The organism is Streptomyces sp. NPDC045701, from assembly GCF_056432045.1.
In genome coordinates this window covers 59,854-74,846 of record NZ_JBWKJV010000018.1, presented here as the reverse complement: position 1 = coordinate 74,846, position 14,993 = coordinate 59,854, and the positions used below count along the sequence as shown (strand labels likewise).

The following is a 14,993-nucleotide window of genomic DNA, read 5'->3' as shown; positions in this document are numbered from 1 at the left end:
GACCCGGCCGGGCCAGCATCGTCGCCGCGTGGTGCACCCCGCCGCCCGGAGGCGGCGTCGCGCCGGGCGGAGCCGGAGGAGCCGGAGGGCCAGGCGGGGGCGTCGCGCCGGGCGGACGCGGAGGACCGGGCGGGGGAGGCGTGCCGGGACCCGGCCGGGCCAGCATCGTCGCCGCGTGGTGCACCCCGCCGCCCGGAGGCGGCGTCGCGCCGGGCGGAGCCGGAGGAGCCGGAGGGCCAGGCGGCGGGGTCGCGCCGGGCGGCAGCTGGGACATCAGCCGCGTCGGTACATAGCCCCCGGCCGGCGCGCCGGGCGCGCCCGGACCAGTCGCGGGCGGGCGCGCGCCAGGAGTGCCCGGAGCACCGGGCGGCGGCGTCGTGGGGCCCGTCCCGCGCGACGGCTCGGGACCGCGCGGCGGGAGGGCGGCCTTGCTGGTGGCGGCGTCCGCGATGTCGCCCGCCGGTCCCCCTGGCCGGTCGAGGGCGGGCACGATCGCGGTACGCGGCAACTGGCTGCCGCCCGACATCAGCGCGGTCGGGGCGTCGGCGCCCACCGCAGGTGGCGGGGTGTCGTCGTCGTCCGACCCGGACAGCGGCGGCGCGAACACGGTCGCGGGCAGCGGCACGGAGGCGTCGTCACCACCGGCGCCGGACGCGTCGACGTCGTTCCACGGCGCCGAGGCGGGCACCCCGTCCTGAGCGGTCGGCTCGTGGTCGGCGGGCGGCGCCGGCCAGACGGCGGCTCCGGCGTGGGACCCGCCCCCGGACGTCCCCTGGGCGCCGGACGCGGGCGTGGGCGCGGGCGCGGGCTCCGGCGCGGAGGGCGCCGCGTCCGCCGGCAGCGCGCCGCCGGGAGCCCCGGCACCCGGCTCGGCGCCGGAGCCCGCTCCATCGAAGGCCACCCCGCCCGAGGTGCCCGCGGCCTCCGGACGCCGGTCCGGAACGCCCATCCTGTCCGCCGCGTCCTGCAACCACTCCGGAGGCGTCAGCAGGAACGACGTCTGGTTCAGGTCGATACGCTCCGGCGCGGCCGCCACCGGAGCCGGCGCACCCGCGGGCGCCCCGTACTCCTCCTCGTACCGGCGGATCACCTCACCCACCGGCAGCCCCGGCCACAGCGTGGCCTCGCCGCTGTCCCGGGCGATCACCAGCCGCTGACGGCCGCCGTCCGTCGTCGGACCTCCCGCCGGGCCGTCGGACCGGGAGGCACCCCCCTCCCGGTCCTCCGCCCACACCACGAACCCCAGGTCGAACTCCCGGACCCGCACCTCCCGGTGGTGGTACGGGGGCACGTCGCCGTTGACCCACTCTTCCGCCCGCTCCTGCGCCTGCGCGAAGGTCACCATCGAACGCTCACACCCCCACCGGAACGGCCCGCGCGAAGCCGCCGTCCACCATCAGGTTCGCCACCGTCTCCAGCTCCGGCGGATTGCCCGCCAGCCGCTGGAGGAACTCGTCGAAATCCGACCCGCACGGCAGCAGCAGCCGGTCCACCCGGTCCTGCACCGTCAGCGCGTCCCGGTCCCGGGCGTCGTCGTACGCGCAGAACCACACCGAACCCACGTCACCGCCGCCCCGCACCTTCACCGCCAGCAGACCGCCCTGCACGAACGCCACGCACAGGAAGTCCTTCGTCAGGTGATCACGCAGGCACTTGTTGACGTACACCAGGTCATTGACCGCCGCCTCGTCCCGCACCGTGAAGAACGGCTGGTCGACCAGCAGCCCCAGCTCCGCGTCGAGCGCGGCACCGACCGGCGCACAGCCCCCCGCCGCCTTCAGGAACGACCGGTACGCCCCCGGCAGCCGGTACCCCAGGTCCTCCTCCACGCCCTGCAACTGCGCCTCGGACACCGACAACGCGCCCTTCGGCAGCCGGAAGTGCGCCGGCCGGGTCTCCTGCAACGGACGCGTACCGCGCTTGCCGTGGTCCACCGCGGCCGTCGCCAGCCCGCCGTGGTGCCTCAGCAGCGCCTTCACCTCCACCGGCACCAGCTCCATGCGCCGCGTGCCGGCCACGTGGTGCCACGTCCAGCCGTGCGGCGTCGCCACCGCCGGCACCGTGTCCCACAGCTCGTGCCCCGCCGCGGACAGCGCGGCGTTCGCCGACACGTAGTCCGTCAGCCGCAGCTCGTCCACACCGAACCCCTCCGGCGGCTCGGCGATCTCCGCCGCCGCACGGGCGTACGGCGAGAAGTCCGGATGGCCGTTCCCGTCCACCCGCACCCCGCCGGGATGCCGGGCGGCACGGACCGGGTCCGGGAAGTGCACGACCTGCCCGGCGTAGGCCGCGTTCGGTGGCGCGGCACTCTGCTGCCCGAGCCGACCTGTCGTCATGGCGGATGCCCCCTGCTGCTGCTGGCTGGTCCGCACAGCCTATGCGGTGGGCCGACAGGGGGTACGCGCCCTCCGCACCGGTGACCAACCGTCACCTCGGGGTGACCCAATGACCATCACGCGACACACCGATCACCCGTTTCGGCGCCCCCGCTTCCCCATCAGCTCACCCATTTGGCAGGCTGTCCCACGCAACTCGGGGGATTGCAGAGGGGACGACACGCACCATGCACACAGCGCGACCAGGCACGACGCCAGCCACCGGCGACCCACGCCTCAGCTGGAGCAGCACCGGCCCCAACCTCGCACCCATACTCCGCCACCGCCGCGACGGCATCCTGCCCACCGTCGGAGCAGCACTCTCCGTACGCGGCGAGACCCTCACCTGCACCGCCGGACGCGGCGACCGCCCGCCCGCCCTCCACCCCCTCGTACAGGACTTCCTCGACACCCTCACCAGCGGCCAGCGCGAACGCTTCACCGGCCGCTGTCCCGAGGCGATCCTGCTCTCCCGCCACCTCACCGCCACCGAGGCGAACCGCTCCAAACGCGCCCAGCGCAGACCCCTCAGCCAGGGCGAAGCCCGCCGGTCCCTCAAGAACGCCAAGATCACCGCACGCCGCATCCGCGAGGACGGCGACCCCCTCCACGGCAGCTACGCCGCCCCCTGCCGCTCCTGCGCCGCGCTCCTCGCCCACTTCGGCGTACGCCCCGTCGACCCCACCACCGCCCAGAACGGCTGACCGCACGCACATGCCCGATCTGAACACCACCCGCTTCCCCGTCGCCGTCGACGCAGCCCTCAGGGAAGCGGGCTGGCAGCCCGGCCGCTGGGACATCAAGCAGGCGGAACACTGGGCCGACGCCCTCCGCGCCCACGTCTCCCCCGCCGGCCACCGGCACCACGTCTTCCCCGCCGCCGTCGAAGCCTGGGCCGAATTCGGCGGCCTGCTCATCACCGCGCCCGGACCCGGCCGCCAGATCGCCCCCACACCCATCCACCTCGACCCGCTCGCCGGCCTCCACCACGCCCGCAGCCTCGCCGACCTCGGCCGCGCCCTCGACACCGCCATGGCCCCCCTCGGCGAAGAGGCCGACAACCGGGCCGTACTCGCCATCGACGCCGAGGGGCGCGTCTACAGCCTCGACCACGCCGGCGACTGGTTCCTCGGCCCCGGCATCGACCACGCCCTGGCCACCCTGATCACCGGCGCCCAGCCCGCCCGCCTCACCTGGACCTGAATCTGCCCCCGGGCCACCGCCCACCCACGGCCTCAGGCCGCCGGCACCGGCAGCACCGCCGACACCTTGAACCCGCCCTCATCGGTCGGCCCCGCCACGAACACCCCGCCCAGCGCCGTCACCCGCTCCCGCATGCCCACCAGACCATTGCCCCCGCTCGGCAGCCCCGCGTCCGCCGCCCGCCCGTCCGACGGCCCGTTCTCCACCTGCATCGCCACCTCACCACCCCGGTGGGCAAGCCGCACCACCACCTTCGCGCCCGCCGCGTGCTTGTGGACGTTCGTCAGGCCCTCCTGCACCACCCGGTACGCCGTCCGCTCCACCGCCGCCCCGCACGGCCGCGCCTCCCCCATCACCTGCAACTCCACCGCCATCCCGGCCTGCCGCGACTGCTCCACCAACTCCACCACGGCGTCCAGGCACGGCCCGTCCTCCGCCTCGTCCTCCGCCCCCACGGCAGCGGCGGCCGCGGCCACCCGCCCCACCGCCGCCAACGGCACCGTCTCCCGCACCGGAGCCGCGTCCCCCGCCCGCAGCACCCCCAGCATCTCCCGCAGCTCCGTCAACGCCTGCCGGCCCATGTCCCCCACCAGCGCCGCGTTCCGCACCGCCTTCTGCGGATCCTTCAAAGCCACCGCCTGAAGCGCCGCCGCGTGCACCACCATCAGACTCACCCGGTGGGCCACCACGTCGTGCATCTCCCGCGCGATCCGCGTCCGCTCCTCGGTCCGCGCCATCTGCGCCCGCTGCTCCGCCCGGTCCGCCAGCAGCGACAGCTCCTGCTCCAGACTGTCCGCCCGCTCCCGCAGACTCTCCAGCAACCGCCGCCGCGCCCCTATGTACAGCCCGAACAACACGGGCGGGGCGTTCATCCCCAGCGACAGGATCACCGCCATCAGCAACACGTACCAGGGCCCCGGATCGAAATCGGCCGACCCGATGTCCTGCCGCACGCGCACGAACGTCACGATCAGCACCGCCGCCAGCGACATCCCCGCCAGCACGGCGATGATCCGCCGGGGCACCTCCGAGGCGGCGAGCGTGTACAGCCCGACGACCCCCATCAGGTAACCCATCTCGGCGGGCGTGATCGCGATCGAGACCAGCACCACGGCGACCGGCCACCGCCGCCGCACCACCAGCACCGCCCCCGCCACCAGCCCGAACAACACCCCGGCCGGCACCGGCAAAGCGGCACGATCCGCGAACCCCACCCCCTCGACCGCGCACTCCAGGGCCGACACCGCTCCCAGCCCCACGTCCAGCACGGCACTGCGCCGCCGCCCCCACCACCACCGGCCCCGGGCGGTCATGCCCGCGGCCTCCTGGTGCGCCCCCGTTGTGGTCATGTCCTCCAGCCTACGGGCGGCCGCGACCCATTTTCCGGGGGACGGAGCCGGCACGGATCGTGACGATCCGCACCCCGACCGGGCAGGATCCCCCGAACACATGGATCGCCCGCGCATTCGACCCGGAAGCGCGCACGCCGGGACGACGCTCATCTCGTGACGCATGCCAGCGGCAGATACGCCCTTCGACGGACTCCGCGCCCAAGCCGTCGACCTGCGCCGCGCGGGCCTCGGCCTCCGCCAGATCCGCGACCGCTCGGACGTCCACAACGACGACGTCCTCGACCGCCTCGGCGAAGGGAGAGCCCCCTTTGGACTGGACGAGACGCGCCAACGCCAAGGACGACCTCCGGGCCGGGGCCAGGGAACTACGCCTCCAGGGTCTGGTCGTCCGCGTGTGCCAAAGCGCCGATCCCTACCGTCGCATCGAAGGGTCTTGGTGCGGCATAGTAGGGGCTGCGTCCGCACCCGGATCACGGAACGGACATAACGCCCATCCCGGGTCGTCTAAGGGCAAGACGTCAGATTTTGGTTCTGATCATGGGGGTTCGAGTCCTCCCCCGGGAGCTTCGGAAGTTCGGGTCCTGACCTCACCGTCGGGACCCGCTCGCGTTCCCCGGGCCCCCCGCCCACGTTTCCGCTCCGAAACCCCCCGGTATCCTGCGGGTGTCCACCACCCGAAAGCCGAAGGGCATTCCCGTGAGCGCCAACCGCCCGGCAGCCGTCGTCGTCCTCGCAGCGGGTGAGGGCACCCGCATGAAGTCGAAGACCCCCAAGGTCCTGCATCAGATCTGCGGGCGCTCGCTCGTAGGACACGTTGTCTCGGCCGCACGCGAGCTCGCCCCCCAGCACCTCTGCGTCGTCGTGGGGCACGCCCGTGAGCAGGTGACCGCGCACCTCGACGAGTTCTACGCCGGTACCCGCACCGCCGTGCAGTACGAGCAGAACGGCACCGGTCACGCCGTGCGCATGGCGCTGGAGGAGCTGGGCGCCGGGGCGCTGGACGGGACCGTCGTGGTGGTGTGCGGCGACACCCCGCTGCTTTCCGGCGAGACGCTGACGACGCTGGCGGCGACGCACGCCGCGGACGGCAACGCCGTGACCGTGCTGACGGCCGAGGTGCCGGACTCGACGGGGTACGGGCGGATCGTGCGGGACGCGGGGACGGGCGCCGTGACGGCGATCGTGGAGCACAAGGACGCGACGGACGCGCAGCGGGCGATCCGGGAGATCAACTCCGGGGTGTTCGCGTTCGACGGGAAGCTGCTGGCGGACGCGCTGGGCAAGGTCCGTACGGACAACAGCCAGGGTGAGGAGTACCTCACCGATGTGCTGGGAATCCTGCGAGAGGCCGGGCACCGGGTGGGGGCGTCGGTCGCGGGGGACCACCGGGAGATCCTGGGGATCAACAACCGGGTGCAGCTCGCGGAGGCGCGGCGGCTGCTGAACGACCGGTTGCTGGAGCGGGCGATGATGGCCGGCGTGACGGTGGTCGACCCGGCGTCGGTGTTCCTGGACGTGACGGTGACGTTCGAGCGGGACGTGGTGGTGCACCCCAACACGGAGCTGACGGGTGCGACGCATCTGGCGGAGGACGCCGAGGTGGGTCCGAACAGCCGGCTGAAGGACACGAAGGTCGGCCGGGGCGCTCGGGTGGACAACACGGTGGCGGACCGGGCGGACGTCGGCGAGGGCGCGACGGTGGGTCCGTACGCCTACCTGCGTCCCGGCACGGTGCTGGGGGCGAAGGCGAAGGCCGGTACGTACGTCGAGATGAAGAACGCGCGGGTGGGCGAGGGGTCGAAGGTTCCGCACCTGTCGTACGTGGGGGACGCGACGATCGGTGAGTTCTCGAACATCGGCGCCGCGAGCGTGTTCGTGAACTACGACGGTGAGAGCAAGCACCACACGACGATCGGGTCGCACTGCCGTACCGGCTCGGACAACATGTTTGTGGCTCCCGTCACGGTCGGGGACGGCGCGTACACCGCCGCCGGCTCGGTGATCACGAAGGACGTGCCGCCCGGTTCGCTGGCGGTCGCCCGTGGCCAGCAGCGGAATATCGAGGGTTGGGTCGCGCGGAAGCGGCCCGGAAGTGCCGCCGCGCAGGCGGCTGCGACGGCCTCCGAGCAGGCTTCTCACGAGGGCTGACCGGAAACGGGTGCGTCGAACTCGGCGTACCGTGATACGTGCACACAAATTCGGCTGGTTCGCGCGAAAGTGGTCGCGGCCAGAGGACACGTCTGAGGAGACAGTGCTGTGACCGGGATCAAGACGACCGGCGAGAAGAAGCTGATGCTCTTCTCCGGCCGCGCCCACCCCGAGCTGGCCGAGGAGGTTGCGCACCGGCTGGGTGTCGGCCTCGTGCCGACGAAGGCGTTCGATTTCGCCAACGGTGAGATCTACGTCCGGTTCCAGGAGTCGGCCCGTGGTGCGGACTGCTTCCTGATGCAGAGCCACACGGCTCCCATCAACAAGTGGATCATGGAGCAGCTGATCATGATCGATGCTCTGAAGCGGGCTTCGGCCCGGAGCATCACCGTGATCATCCCGTCGTACGGCTATGCCCGGCAGGACAAGAAGCACCGCGGTCGTGAGCCGATCTCGGCGCGTCTGGTGGCGGACCTGCTGAAGTGCGCGGGCGCGGACCGCATCCTCACGGTGGACCTGCACACGGACCAGATCCAGGGCTTCTTCGACGGTCCGGTGGATCATCTGACGGCGCTTCCGGTGCTGGCGGACTACGTGGGTGCCAAGGTGGACCGCTCGAAGCTGACGGTGGTCTCACCGGACGCCGGCCGGGTCCGGGTCGCCGACCGCTGGTGCGACCGGCTGGACGCTCCGCTGGCGATCGTGCACAAGCGCCGTGACAAGGACGTCGCGAACCAGGTGACGGTCCACGAGGTGGTCGGTGAGGTCAAGGGCCGGGTGTGCGTCCTGGTCGACGACATGATCGACACGGGTGGCACGATCTGCGCGGCCGCCGAGGCGCTGTTCGCGCACGGCGCGGAGGACGTCATCGTCACCGCGACGCACGGCATCCTGTCGGGTCCGGCGGCGGACCGGCTGAAGAACTCGAAGGTGAGCGAGTTCGTGCTGACGAACACGCTGCCGACGCCGGGCGAGCTGGAACTGGACAAGATCACGGTGCTGTCGATCGCACCGACGATCGCCCGCGCGGTGCGGGAGGTCTTCGAGGACGGTTCGGTGACGAGCCTCTTCGAGGAGCAGGGCTGATCACCGCTTGAGCGTCAGGGCCGTCCCGATCTTCACCGGTCGGGGCGGCCTTTCGCTTTCGGTTAGACTGCTGTAGTTGCTCGGCGAGGGAGGCCGCATCCGTACGTGGTGCGGCGGTCCGTTATCGACGCGCTCTTCGTAGCAGGCCAAGTCCAGTCGTGGCCGGGTGACCACGATTGTCGATCCGTCTGTCACTTACGAGGAGTGCACATGTCCGAGGTGAAGCTCACCGCTCAGACCCGCACCGAGTTCGGCAAGGGCGCTGCCCGCCGTATCCGTCGCGCGAAGCAGGTTCCGGGTGTTCTCTACGGCCACGGTTCGGACCCGATCCACCTGACGCTGCCGGGTCACGAGCTGCTGCTGGCGCTGCGTACGCCGAACGTCCTGATCTCCCTGGACATCGACGGCAAGTCCACGGAGCTGGCGATCCCGAAGGACGTGCAGCGCGACCCGCTGAAGGGCTTCCTGGAGCACGTCGACCTCCAGCTCGTGCAGCGTGGCGAGAAGGTCAACGTGGAGATCTTCGTGCACACCGAGGGCGAGCTGGCCCCGGGTGGCAACCTGCTGGAGCACGTGCTGAACGCGCTTCCGGTCGAGGCCGAGGCCACCCACATCCCCGAGTCCGTGTCGGTCTCCGTCGAGGGCCTGGAGGCCGGTGCCTCCATCCTGGCGAAGGACATCGCGCTGCCGAAGGGCACCACGCTGGCCGTCGACGGTGACACCGTCGTGCTGCAGGTCCTGGCCGCGCAGGCCGAGGAGCCGTCCGGCGAGGGCGAGGGTGACGAGGCCGCCGAGGCCTGAGCCGTCCTTGGCTCTGCTTGACGGGGTGGTGGGCTGCGGCCCGCCACCCCGTTTCCCTGTTCTGTGTACGTGTACGCACACGAGGAGACTGACGACATGACGACGGCGACGGAGGCCGGTGCTCCCTGGCTGGTCGTGGGCCTGGGCAATCCCGGGCCGGAGTACGCCGCGAACCGGCACAACGTCGGGTTCATGGTGGCCGATCTCCTCGCGGAGCGGGTCGGCGGGAAGTTCAAGCGGGCGCAGAAGGCGCAGGCGCAGGTGGTGGAGGGCCGTATCGGTCCGCCGGGGCCGGCGAACCGCCGGGTGATCCTGGCCAAGCCGATGTCGTACATGAACCTGTCGGGTGGTCCGGTGACGGCGTTGAGGGACTTCTACAAGGTGCCGACGGCGCATGTGGTGGCGGTCCATGACGAGTTGGACATCGACTACGGCACGCTGCGGCTGAAGCTGGGTGGCGGGGACAACGGGCACAACGGTCTGAAGTCGATGACGAAGGCGATGGGCCCGGACTACCACCGGCTGCGGTTCGGGATCGGGCGTCCGCCGGGCCGGATGCAGGTCGCGGACTTCGTGCTGAAGGACTTCTCGTCGGCGGAGCGCAAGGAGCTGGACTACCTGGTCGACCGGGCGGCCGACGCGGTGGAGTGCCTGGTGACGGAGGGGCTGGAGCGGGCGCAGTCGGCGTACAACTCCTGACCGCCCGCGACCGGAATTGACCGGGTGCGGTCATGTGCCAGAGGATCGCGCCCCATGAGCAAGAAGCGCACCTCAGCCCTGCCGTACGTCCGTGTCGCCGCGATGGCGCTGGTCGCGTCGTTGCTGGTGGTGGCGGGGGTGTGGGCGTCGTGGGGTGCGGCCCAGCACGTGCTGCTGTCGAAGGGCCGCGAGCACGGCACGCTGACGGTCACGGGGTGTTCGGTGGAGGTGTGTACCGGGCGGTTCGACCCGGAGGGGCCGGCGGGGCCGCGCGCGGACATGACGATCGGCCGGTCGGTGGCGGTGGAGAAGGGCGGCCGGTATCCGGTGGTGGTGAAGCCGGGTACGACGGAGCTGGTGCGTACGGGGTGGTCGGGCGGGTTGCACGCCTGGCTGCCGCTGGGCGGGGCGCTGGTGCTGGCGGCTTTGGTGATCGGGGGCGGGATGCGGTTGCCGAGGCTGGCGTGGGTGTCGGCGTCGGTGGGCGGGGCGTTGCTGGTGGGGACGTTCTTCGCGCTCTGAGCACGGTGCCGTGGTGCGGCGGTGGGCTGCCGTGGTGCGGCGGTGGGCTGCCGTGGTGCGGCGGTGGGCCGGCCGGCGGTACGGCGAAGGGGGCGCCCGGCGAGTGGCCGGACGCCCCCTTCGTTGTGCGCCGGTACGGGTCAGCCGGTGTTGCGCAGGCCGGCGGCCACGCCGTTGACCGTCAGCAGCAGGGCCCGCGAGAGCAGCGGGTCGGGCTCCTCGCCGCGCTCGGCGGCGGCCCGCTGGCGGGCGAGCAGGGCGACCTGGAGGTAGGAGATCGGGTCCAGGTAGGCGTCGCGGATGGCGAAGGTCTGCTGGAGGACCGGGTTGGAGTCGAGCAGCTTCTCACCGCCGGTCACGCGCAGGACCTCGCTGACCGTGAGCGCGTGCTCGGCCTCGATGTCGGCGAAGACGTGCCGCAGGTTCTCCGGGACGAGCGTCTCGACGTAGTGGCGGGCGATCCGCAGGTCCGTCTTGGCCAGGGTCATCTCGACGTTGGACAGGAAGTTGCGGAAGAAGTGCCACTGCTCGTACATCTCGTCGAGCACGGCGTCGAGGCCGGCCTCGCGCAGCGCCTTGAGGCCGGAGCCGACGCCGAACCAGCCGGGGACGATCTGCCGCGACTGGGTCCAGCCGAAGACCCACGGGATGGCGCGCAGTCCGTCGAGCGAGACGCCCGAGCCGGGGCGGCGGGAGGGCCGCGAGCCCAGGTGCAGGTCGGCGAGCTGGTCGACGGGTGTGGAGGCCAGGAAGTACGTCGGCAGGTCGGGGTCCTCGACGAGCTTCCGGTAGGCCGTGTGGGCGGCGTCGGAGACGACGTCCATGGCGGCGTCCCAGCGGGCGAGGGCCTCGTCGGACTGGCGGGGCGCCGTGTGCAGGGCGGAGGCCTGGAGCGTCGCGGCGACCGTCAGCTCCAGGTTCTCCCTGGCCAGGGACGGGATGAGGTACTTGTCGGAGATGACCTCGCCCTGCTCGGTGACCTTGATCTCGCCTTCGAGGGTGCCCCAGGGCTGGGCGAGGATCGCGTCGTGGGAGGGGCCGCCGCCGCGGCCGACGGTGCCGCCGCGGCCGTGGAAGAGGCGGAGGCGGACGCCGTAGCGGTGGGCGACGTCGCGCAGCCGGCGCTGGGCGCGGTGGATCTCCCACTGGCTGGTGGTGATGCCGCCGAACTTGGAGGAGTCGGAGTAGCCGAGCATGACCTCCTGGACGTCGCCGCGCAGGGAGACGAGGCGCCGGTAGGAGGGGTCGGCGAGCATGTCGTTGAGGATGACGTCGGCGGCCCTGAGCTCGTCGGTGGTCTCCAGCAGCGGCACGATGCCGATCTTGGCCCAGCCGGCGTGCAGGTCGATGAGCCCGGCCTCGCGGGCGAGGACGGCGGCGGCGAAGACGTCGTCGGCACCCTGGCACATCGAGATGATGTACGACTCGATGACCTCGGGGCCGAAGCGCTCGAAGGCCTCCTTGACCGTGCGGAAGACGCCGAGGGTCTTGGTGCCGGCCGCGTCGAGCGGGGCGGGCTGGGGGGCCAGGGGGCGGCGGGAGCGGAGCTCCTTGGCGAGGAGCTTCTGCCGGTAGTCGCGCGGCATGTCCGCGTACCGCCAGGACTCCTCGCCGAGGCGGTCGAAGAGCTGGCCGAGGGCGTGGTGGTGGGCGTCGGCGTGCTCGCGGACGTCCATGGTGGCGAGCTGGAGGCCGAACGCGGACAGGGTGCGGATGGTGCGGTCCATGCGGCCGTCGGCGAACAGGCCGCCGCGGTGCTCGCGCAGGGACGTCTGGATCAGGGTGAGGTCGGCGATCAGTTCGGCGGTGCCGAGGTAGTCGCGGCCTTCCTGGTGCGGGGTGCCCTTGGCGAGGCGTTCGCGGGTGTTGACCAGCTTCTGGCGGACGCAGGTGGCCTTGAGCCGGTAGGGCTCCTCGGCGTTGAGGCGCTTGTAGCGGGGGCTGATCTCGGGGAGTCGCTCCAGGTCCTGCTGGAGGGAGTCGAGGAGCTCCTGGGTGGCGCCGGCGTAGCGGATGGAGTTGGACAGCTGGCTGCGCAGGTGGTCGATGAGCTCGATGGCGTCGGTGATGCCGTGCTCGTGCTGGAGGATCAGGACGTCCCAGGTGACGGCGGGGGTGACGTTGGGGTTGCCGTCGCGGTCGCCGCCGATCCAGGTGCCGAAGGTGAGCGGGCGGGTGCCGGGGGGCAGCTCGACGCCGACGCGCTCCAGCTCGGCGGCGAGGTCCTCCAGGACGTCGCCGACGGCGTTCGCGTGGAGCTCGTCCAGGTAGTAGATCGCGTTGCGGGCCTCGTCGGTCGGCTCGGGCCGTACGACGCGCAGCTCGTCGGTCTGCCAGATGAGGTCGATGGCCTCGGCCAGGCGCAGGTCGTGACGGCGCCGGTCGGAGGCGATGACCGGGGTTTCCAGCAGCTCGGCGACGCGGCGGAGCTTGTTGAGCACGGAGCGTCGCGCGGCCTCGGTGGGGTGCGCGGTGAAGACGGGGCGGACGTTGAGGTTCTTGACCGTCTCGCGTACGTGCTCGGGGTCGCCGTCCTTGAGCATGTCGGCGGTGCGGGCGAGCAGGCCGCCCTCGGCGGCGCGCCGCTCGCGCAGTTCCCGGCCGCGGTGGACCTGCTCGGTGACGTTGGCCAGGTGGAAGTAGGTGGAGAAGGCGCGCACCAGGCGGGCGGCTGTCTCCAGGTCGGTGTCGCCGAGGAGTGCGGCCGCGGCCTCGCCGTTCTCGCGGGTGAGGTGGCGGACCTTCTCGACGAGGTCGAGGAGCTCCGGCCCTTCCTGGCGGACGAGGGTCTCGCCCAGCAGGTCGCCCAGTCGGCGGATGTCGGCGCGCAGCTCGGCGCTGGCGGCAGGGGTCTGGTCGGCACTGCTCACAGGTGCGGCTCCTTGCAGTGTTTGAGCACGTCTGGAGGGGTACTGGAGGCTGCGGACCGCGCTGTCCGACGAAACCAAGGATAGGTGTCGCTTCCGGCGGCGCCGTCGCCACCCTCTTGCCGCGCGCCGAACCGCTGCCATACTTACGTTGCCGTAGGTTACGGAACCGTAGCCTCGGCTTCCGTCTCATCCCTCACCCTCAGGGGACCCCATGACCACAAGCCCCGACGTGCTCCACGATTCGGACCCGTCCGACGCTCCTTCCCCGGACCTGCCCGCCGCCACGCTCGGCGGGGACAGCAAGCGTTCGATCGAGCAGATCACGTTGCTGCTGTTCATCACGGTGCCCTTCGCGGCCCTGCTCGCGGCGGTTCCGCTGGCGTGGGGGTGGGGGGTGAGCTGGCTGGACATGGGTCTGCTGGTGGCGATGTACTACATCGGCTGCCACGGCATCACCATCGGTTTCCACCGCTACTTCACCCACGGGTCGTTCAAGGCGAAGCGTCCGCTGCGGATCGCGCTGGCCATCATGGGCTCGCTGGCGGTGGAGGGGCCGCTGGTGCGCTGGGTGGCGGATCACCGCAAGCACCACAAGTTCTCGGACGCGGAGGGCGACCCGCACTCGCCGTGGCGGTTCGGGGAGACCGTGCCGGCGCTGATGAAGGGCCTGTGGTGGGCGCACATCGGCTGGATGTTCGACGAGGAGCGCACGCCGCAGGCCAAGTACGCGCCCGATCTGATCAAAGACCCGGCGCTCCGGGCGATCTCCCGCTGGTTCATCGGCTGGACGGTGCTGTCGCTGGCGATCCCGCCGCTGGTGGGCGGTCTGGTGACGTGGTCGTGGTGGGGCGCCTTCACGGCGTTCTTCTGGGGCTCGTTGGTGCGGGTGGCGCTGCTGCACCACGTGACGTGGTCGATCAACTCGATCTGTCACGCGGTCGGCAAGCGTCCGTTCAAGTCGCGTGACCGCAGCGGCAACGTGTGGTGGCTGGCGGTGCTGTCGTGCGGCGAGTCGTGGCACAACCTGCACCACGCGGATCCGACGAGTGCGCGGCACGGCGTCATGCGGGGGCAGATCGACTCCAGCGCGCGCCTGATCCGCTGGTTCGAGAAGCTGGGTTGGGCCTACGACGTGCGCTGGCCGACCGCGTCCAGGATCGAAGCCCGACGCCAGGACCGGGCCGCGAACGCGGCATGATGGACGGTGTGGCGATCGACGGCAGTGGCACGAGTGGCAGCGACAAACCGAGGCGCGGGCGCCGGGTCAGGATGACGGGCGCGGAGCGCCGGCAGCAACTGCTCGACATCGGCCGCACGCTCTTCGCCGAGCGGGGCTTCGAGGGCACGTCGGTGGAGGAGATCGCCGCGAAGGCCGGTGTGTCCAAGCCGGTGGTGTACGAGCACTTCGGCGGCAAGGAAGGGCTGTACGCCGTCGTCGTGGACCGGGAGATGCGCCAGTTGCTCGACATGGTGACCGGCGCCCTGACGGCGGGCCATCCGCGTGAGCTGCTGGAGCAGGCGGCGTTCGCGCTGCTCGACTACATCGAGACGTACACGGACGGTTTCCGCATCCTGGTGCGGGACTCGCCGGTCGCGCAGTCGACGGGCACGTTCGCGTCGTTGATCTCCGACATCGCCACGCAGGTGGAGGACATCCTGGGTCTGGAGTTCAAGGCCCGGGGCTTCGATCCGAAGCTGGCGCCGCTGTACGCGCAGGCGCTGGTGGGGATGGTGGCCCTGACCGGCCAGTGGTGGCTGGACGCCCGCAAGCCGAAGAAGGCCGAGGTCGCGGCGCATCTGGTGAACCTGGCGTGGCACGGGCTGGACGGCCTGGAGCAGAAGCCGCGCCTGATAGGGCACCGCAAGAGCTGACCGGGGACCGGGTCGGGGCGCGGGCGCGACGCGCGGCGCGCCCCGACGCGGCTGTGCGGCGGGGT

Annotated in this window: 12 protein-coding genes, 1 tRNA gene and 2 pseudogenes; 11 read left to right on the top strand and 4 right to left on the bottom strand. The window is 71.8% G+C overall.

From position 1 onward, the window contains the following. A pseudogene (locus AC07DW_RS20075) lies at positions 1-1,345 on the bottom strand (SUKH-4 family immunity protein); the annotation flags it as partial. 7 nt (positions 1,346-1,352) lie between these two features. Continuing rightward, the gene (locus AC07DW_RS20070; protein WP_478859003.1) at positions 1,353-2,336 is read right to left on the bottom strand and encodes an SMI1/KNR4 family protein; all 984 of its coding nucleotides are present in this window, start codon (positions 2,334-2,336) and stop codon (positions 1,353-1,355) included. A gap of 227 nt (positions 2,337-2,563) precedes the next feature. On the opposite strand from AC07DW_RS20070, the gene AC07DW_RS20065 reads away from it, so the two are divergent. Beyond that, on the top strand, positions 2,564-3,079 hold the full coding sequence (locus tag AC07DW_RS20065; RefSeq protein ID WP_478859002.1) for a YwqJ-related putative deaminase: 516 nt from the start codon (positions 2,564-2,566) through the stop codon (positions 3,077-3,079). A gap of 10 nt (positions 3,080-3,089) precedes the next feature. After that, complete coding sequence (locus AC07DW_RS20060) at positions 3,090-3,578, top strand: SUKH-3 domain-containing protein (protein ID WP_478859001.1); 489 nt, start codon at positions 3,090-3,092, stop codon at positions 3,576-3,578. Positions 3,579-3,610: 32 nt separating this feature from the next. Here AC07DW_RS20060 and AC07DW_RS20055 read toward each other — a convergent pair whose 3' ends face one another. Continuing rightward, a complete protein-coding gene (locus tag AC07DW_RS20055; RefSeq protein ID WP_478859000.1) occupies positions 3,611-4,927 on the bottom strand; it encodes a sensor histidine kinase in 1,317 nt (438 codons plus the stop codon). Positions 4,928-5,083: 156 nt separating this feature from the next. On the opposite strand from AC07DW_RS20055, the pseudogene AC07DW_RS20050 reads away from it, so the two are divergent. The 7 genes and pseudogenes from AC07DW_RS20050 to AC07DW_RS20020 form a co-directional block, all read left to right on the top strand. Further along, a pseudogene (locus AC07DW_RS20050) lies at positions 5,084-5,310 on the top strand (hypothetical protein); the annotation flags it as partial. A gap of 113 nt (positions 5,311-5,423) precedes the next feature. Further along, positions 5,424-5,494, top strand: a tRNA-Gln gene (locus AC07DW_RS20045). 132 nt (positions 5,495-5,626) lie between these two features. Beyond that, the gene (glmU, locus tag AC07DW_RS20040) at positions 5,627-7,078 is read left to right on the top strand and encodes a bifunctional UDP-N-acetylglucosamine diphosphorylase/glucosamine-1-phosphate N-acetyltransferase GlmU (RefSeq protein ID WP_478858999.1); all 1,452 of its coding nucleotides are present in this window, start codon (positions 5,627-5,629) and stop codon (positions 7,076-7,078) included. A gap of 108 nt (positions 7,079-7,186) precedes the next feature. Continuing rightward, on the top strand, positions 7,187-8,164 hold the full coding sequence (locus AC07DW_RS20035) for a ribose-phosphate diphosphokinase (RefSeq protein ID WP_478858998.1): 978 nt from the start codon (positions 7,187-7,189) through the stop codon (positions 8,162-8,164). A 210-nt stretch (positions 8,165-8,374) separates the two neighbouring features. Beyond that, the gene (locus tag AC07DW_RS20030) at positions 8,375-8,965 is read left to right on the top strand and encodes a 50S ribosomal protein L25/general stress protein Ctc (protein WP_478858997.1); all 591 of its coding nucleotides are present in this window, start codon (positions 8,375-8,377) and stop codon (positions 8,963-8,965) included. Positions 8,966-9,061: 96 nt separating this feature from the next. Next, positions 9,062-9,664, top strand: coding sequence for an aminoacyl-tRNA hydrolase (gene pth / locus AC07DW_RS20025; RefSeq protein WP_478858996.1), 603 nt, complete (start codon positions 9,062-9,064; stop codon positions 9,662-9,664). A gap of 54 nt (positions 9,665-9,718) precedes the next feature. Next, positions 9,719-10,186, top strand: a complete 468-nt coding sequence (locus AC07DW_RS20020) for a hypothetical protein (protein WP_478858995.1) — start codon at positions 9,719-9,721, stop codon at positions 10,184-10,186. 140 nt (positions 10,187-10,326) lie between these two features. On the opposite strand, the gene ppc is transcribed toward AC07DW_RS20020, so the two are convergent. Continuing rightward, on the bottom strand, positions 10,327-13,056 hold the full coding sequence (ppc, locus tag AC07DW_RS20015) for a phosphoenolpyruvate carboxylase (RefSeq protein ID WP_478858994.1): 2,730 nt from the start codon (positions 13,054-13,056) through the stop codon (positions 10,327-10,329). A 211-nt stretch (positions 13,057-13,267) separates the two neighbouring features. Between ppc and AC07DW_RS20010 the strand changes: the two genes are divergently transcribed. Together AC07DW_RS20010 and AC07DW_RS20005 are read left to right on the top strand one after the other, a co-directional pair. Further along, positions 13,268-14,254 carry an acyl-CoA desaturase gene (locus AC07DW_RS20010; RefSeq protein WP_478858993.1) on the top strand — a complete coding sequence of 329 codons (987 nt, stop codon included), beginning with the start codon at positions 13,268-13,270 and terminating at the stop codon, positions 14,252-14,254. Then, a complete protein-coding gene (locus AC07DW_RS20005; RefSeq protein ID WP_478858992.1) occupies positions 14,251-14,928 on the top strand; it encodes a TetR family transcriptional regulator in 678 nt (225 codons plus the stop codon). Before AC07DW_RS20010 ends, AC07DW_RS20005 begins: the two co-directional genes overlap by 4 nt. The last annotated feature ends 65 nt before the right edge of the window (positions 14,929-14,993 follow it).

Bases quoted from the DNA above. Each gene is read 5' to 3' on its own strand.
- AC07DW_RS20020 (WP_478858995.1), top strand. From the start codon at position 9,719: ATGAGCAAGAAGCGCACCTCAGCCCTGCCGTACGTCCGTGTCGCCGCG.
- pth (WP_478858996.1), top strand. From the start codon at position 9,062: ATGACGACGGCGACGGAGGCCGGTGCTCCCTGGCTGGTCGTGGGCCTG.
- AC07DW_RS20030 (WP_478858997.1), top strand. From the start codon at position 8,375: ATGTCCGAGGTGAAGCTCACCGCTCAGACCCGCACCGAGTTCGGCAAG.
- AC07DW_RS20060 (WP_478859001.1), top strand. From the start codon at position 3,090: ATGCCCGATCTGAACACCACCCGCTTCCCCGTCGCCGTCGACGCAGCC.
- AC07DW_RS20010 (WP_478858993.1), top strand. From the start codon at position 13,268: ATGACCACAAGCCCCGACGTGCTCCACGATTCGGACCCGTCCGACGCT.
- AC07DW_RS20055 (WP_478859000.1), bottom strand. From the start codon at position 4,927: ATGACCACAACGGGGGCGCACCAGGAGGCCGCGGGCATGACCGCCCGG.
- AC07DW_RS20065 (WP_478859002.1), top strand. From the start codon at position 2,564: ATGCACACAGCGCGACCAGGCACGACGCCAGCCACCGGCGACCCACGC.
- AC07DW_RS20005 (WP_478858992.1), top strand. From the start codon at position 14,251: ATGATGGACGGTGTGGCGATCGACGGCAGTGGCACGAGTGGCAGCGAC.
- AC07DW_RS20070 (WP_478859003.1), bottom strand. From the start codon at position 2,336: ATGACGACAGGTCGGCTCGGGCAGCAGAGTGCCGCGCCACCGAACGCG.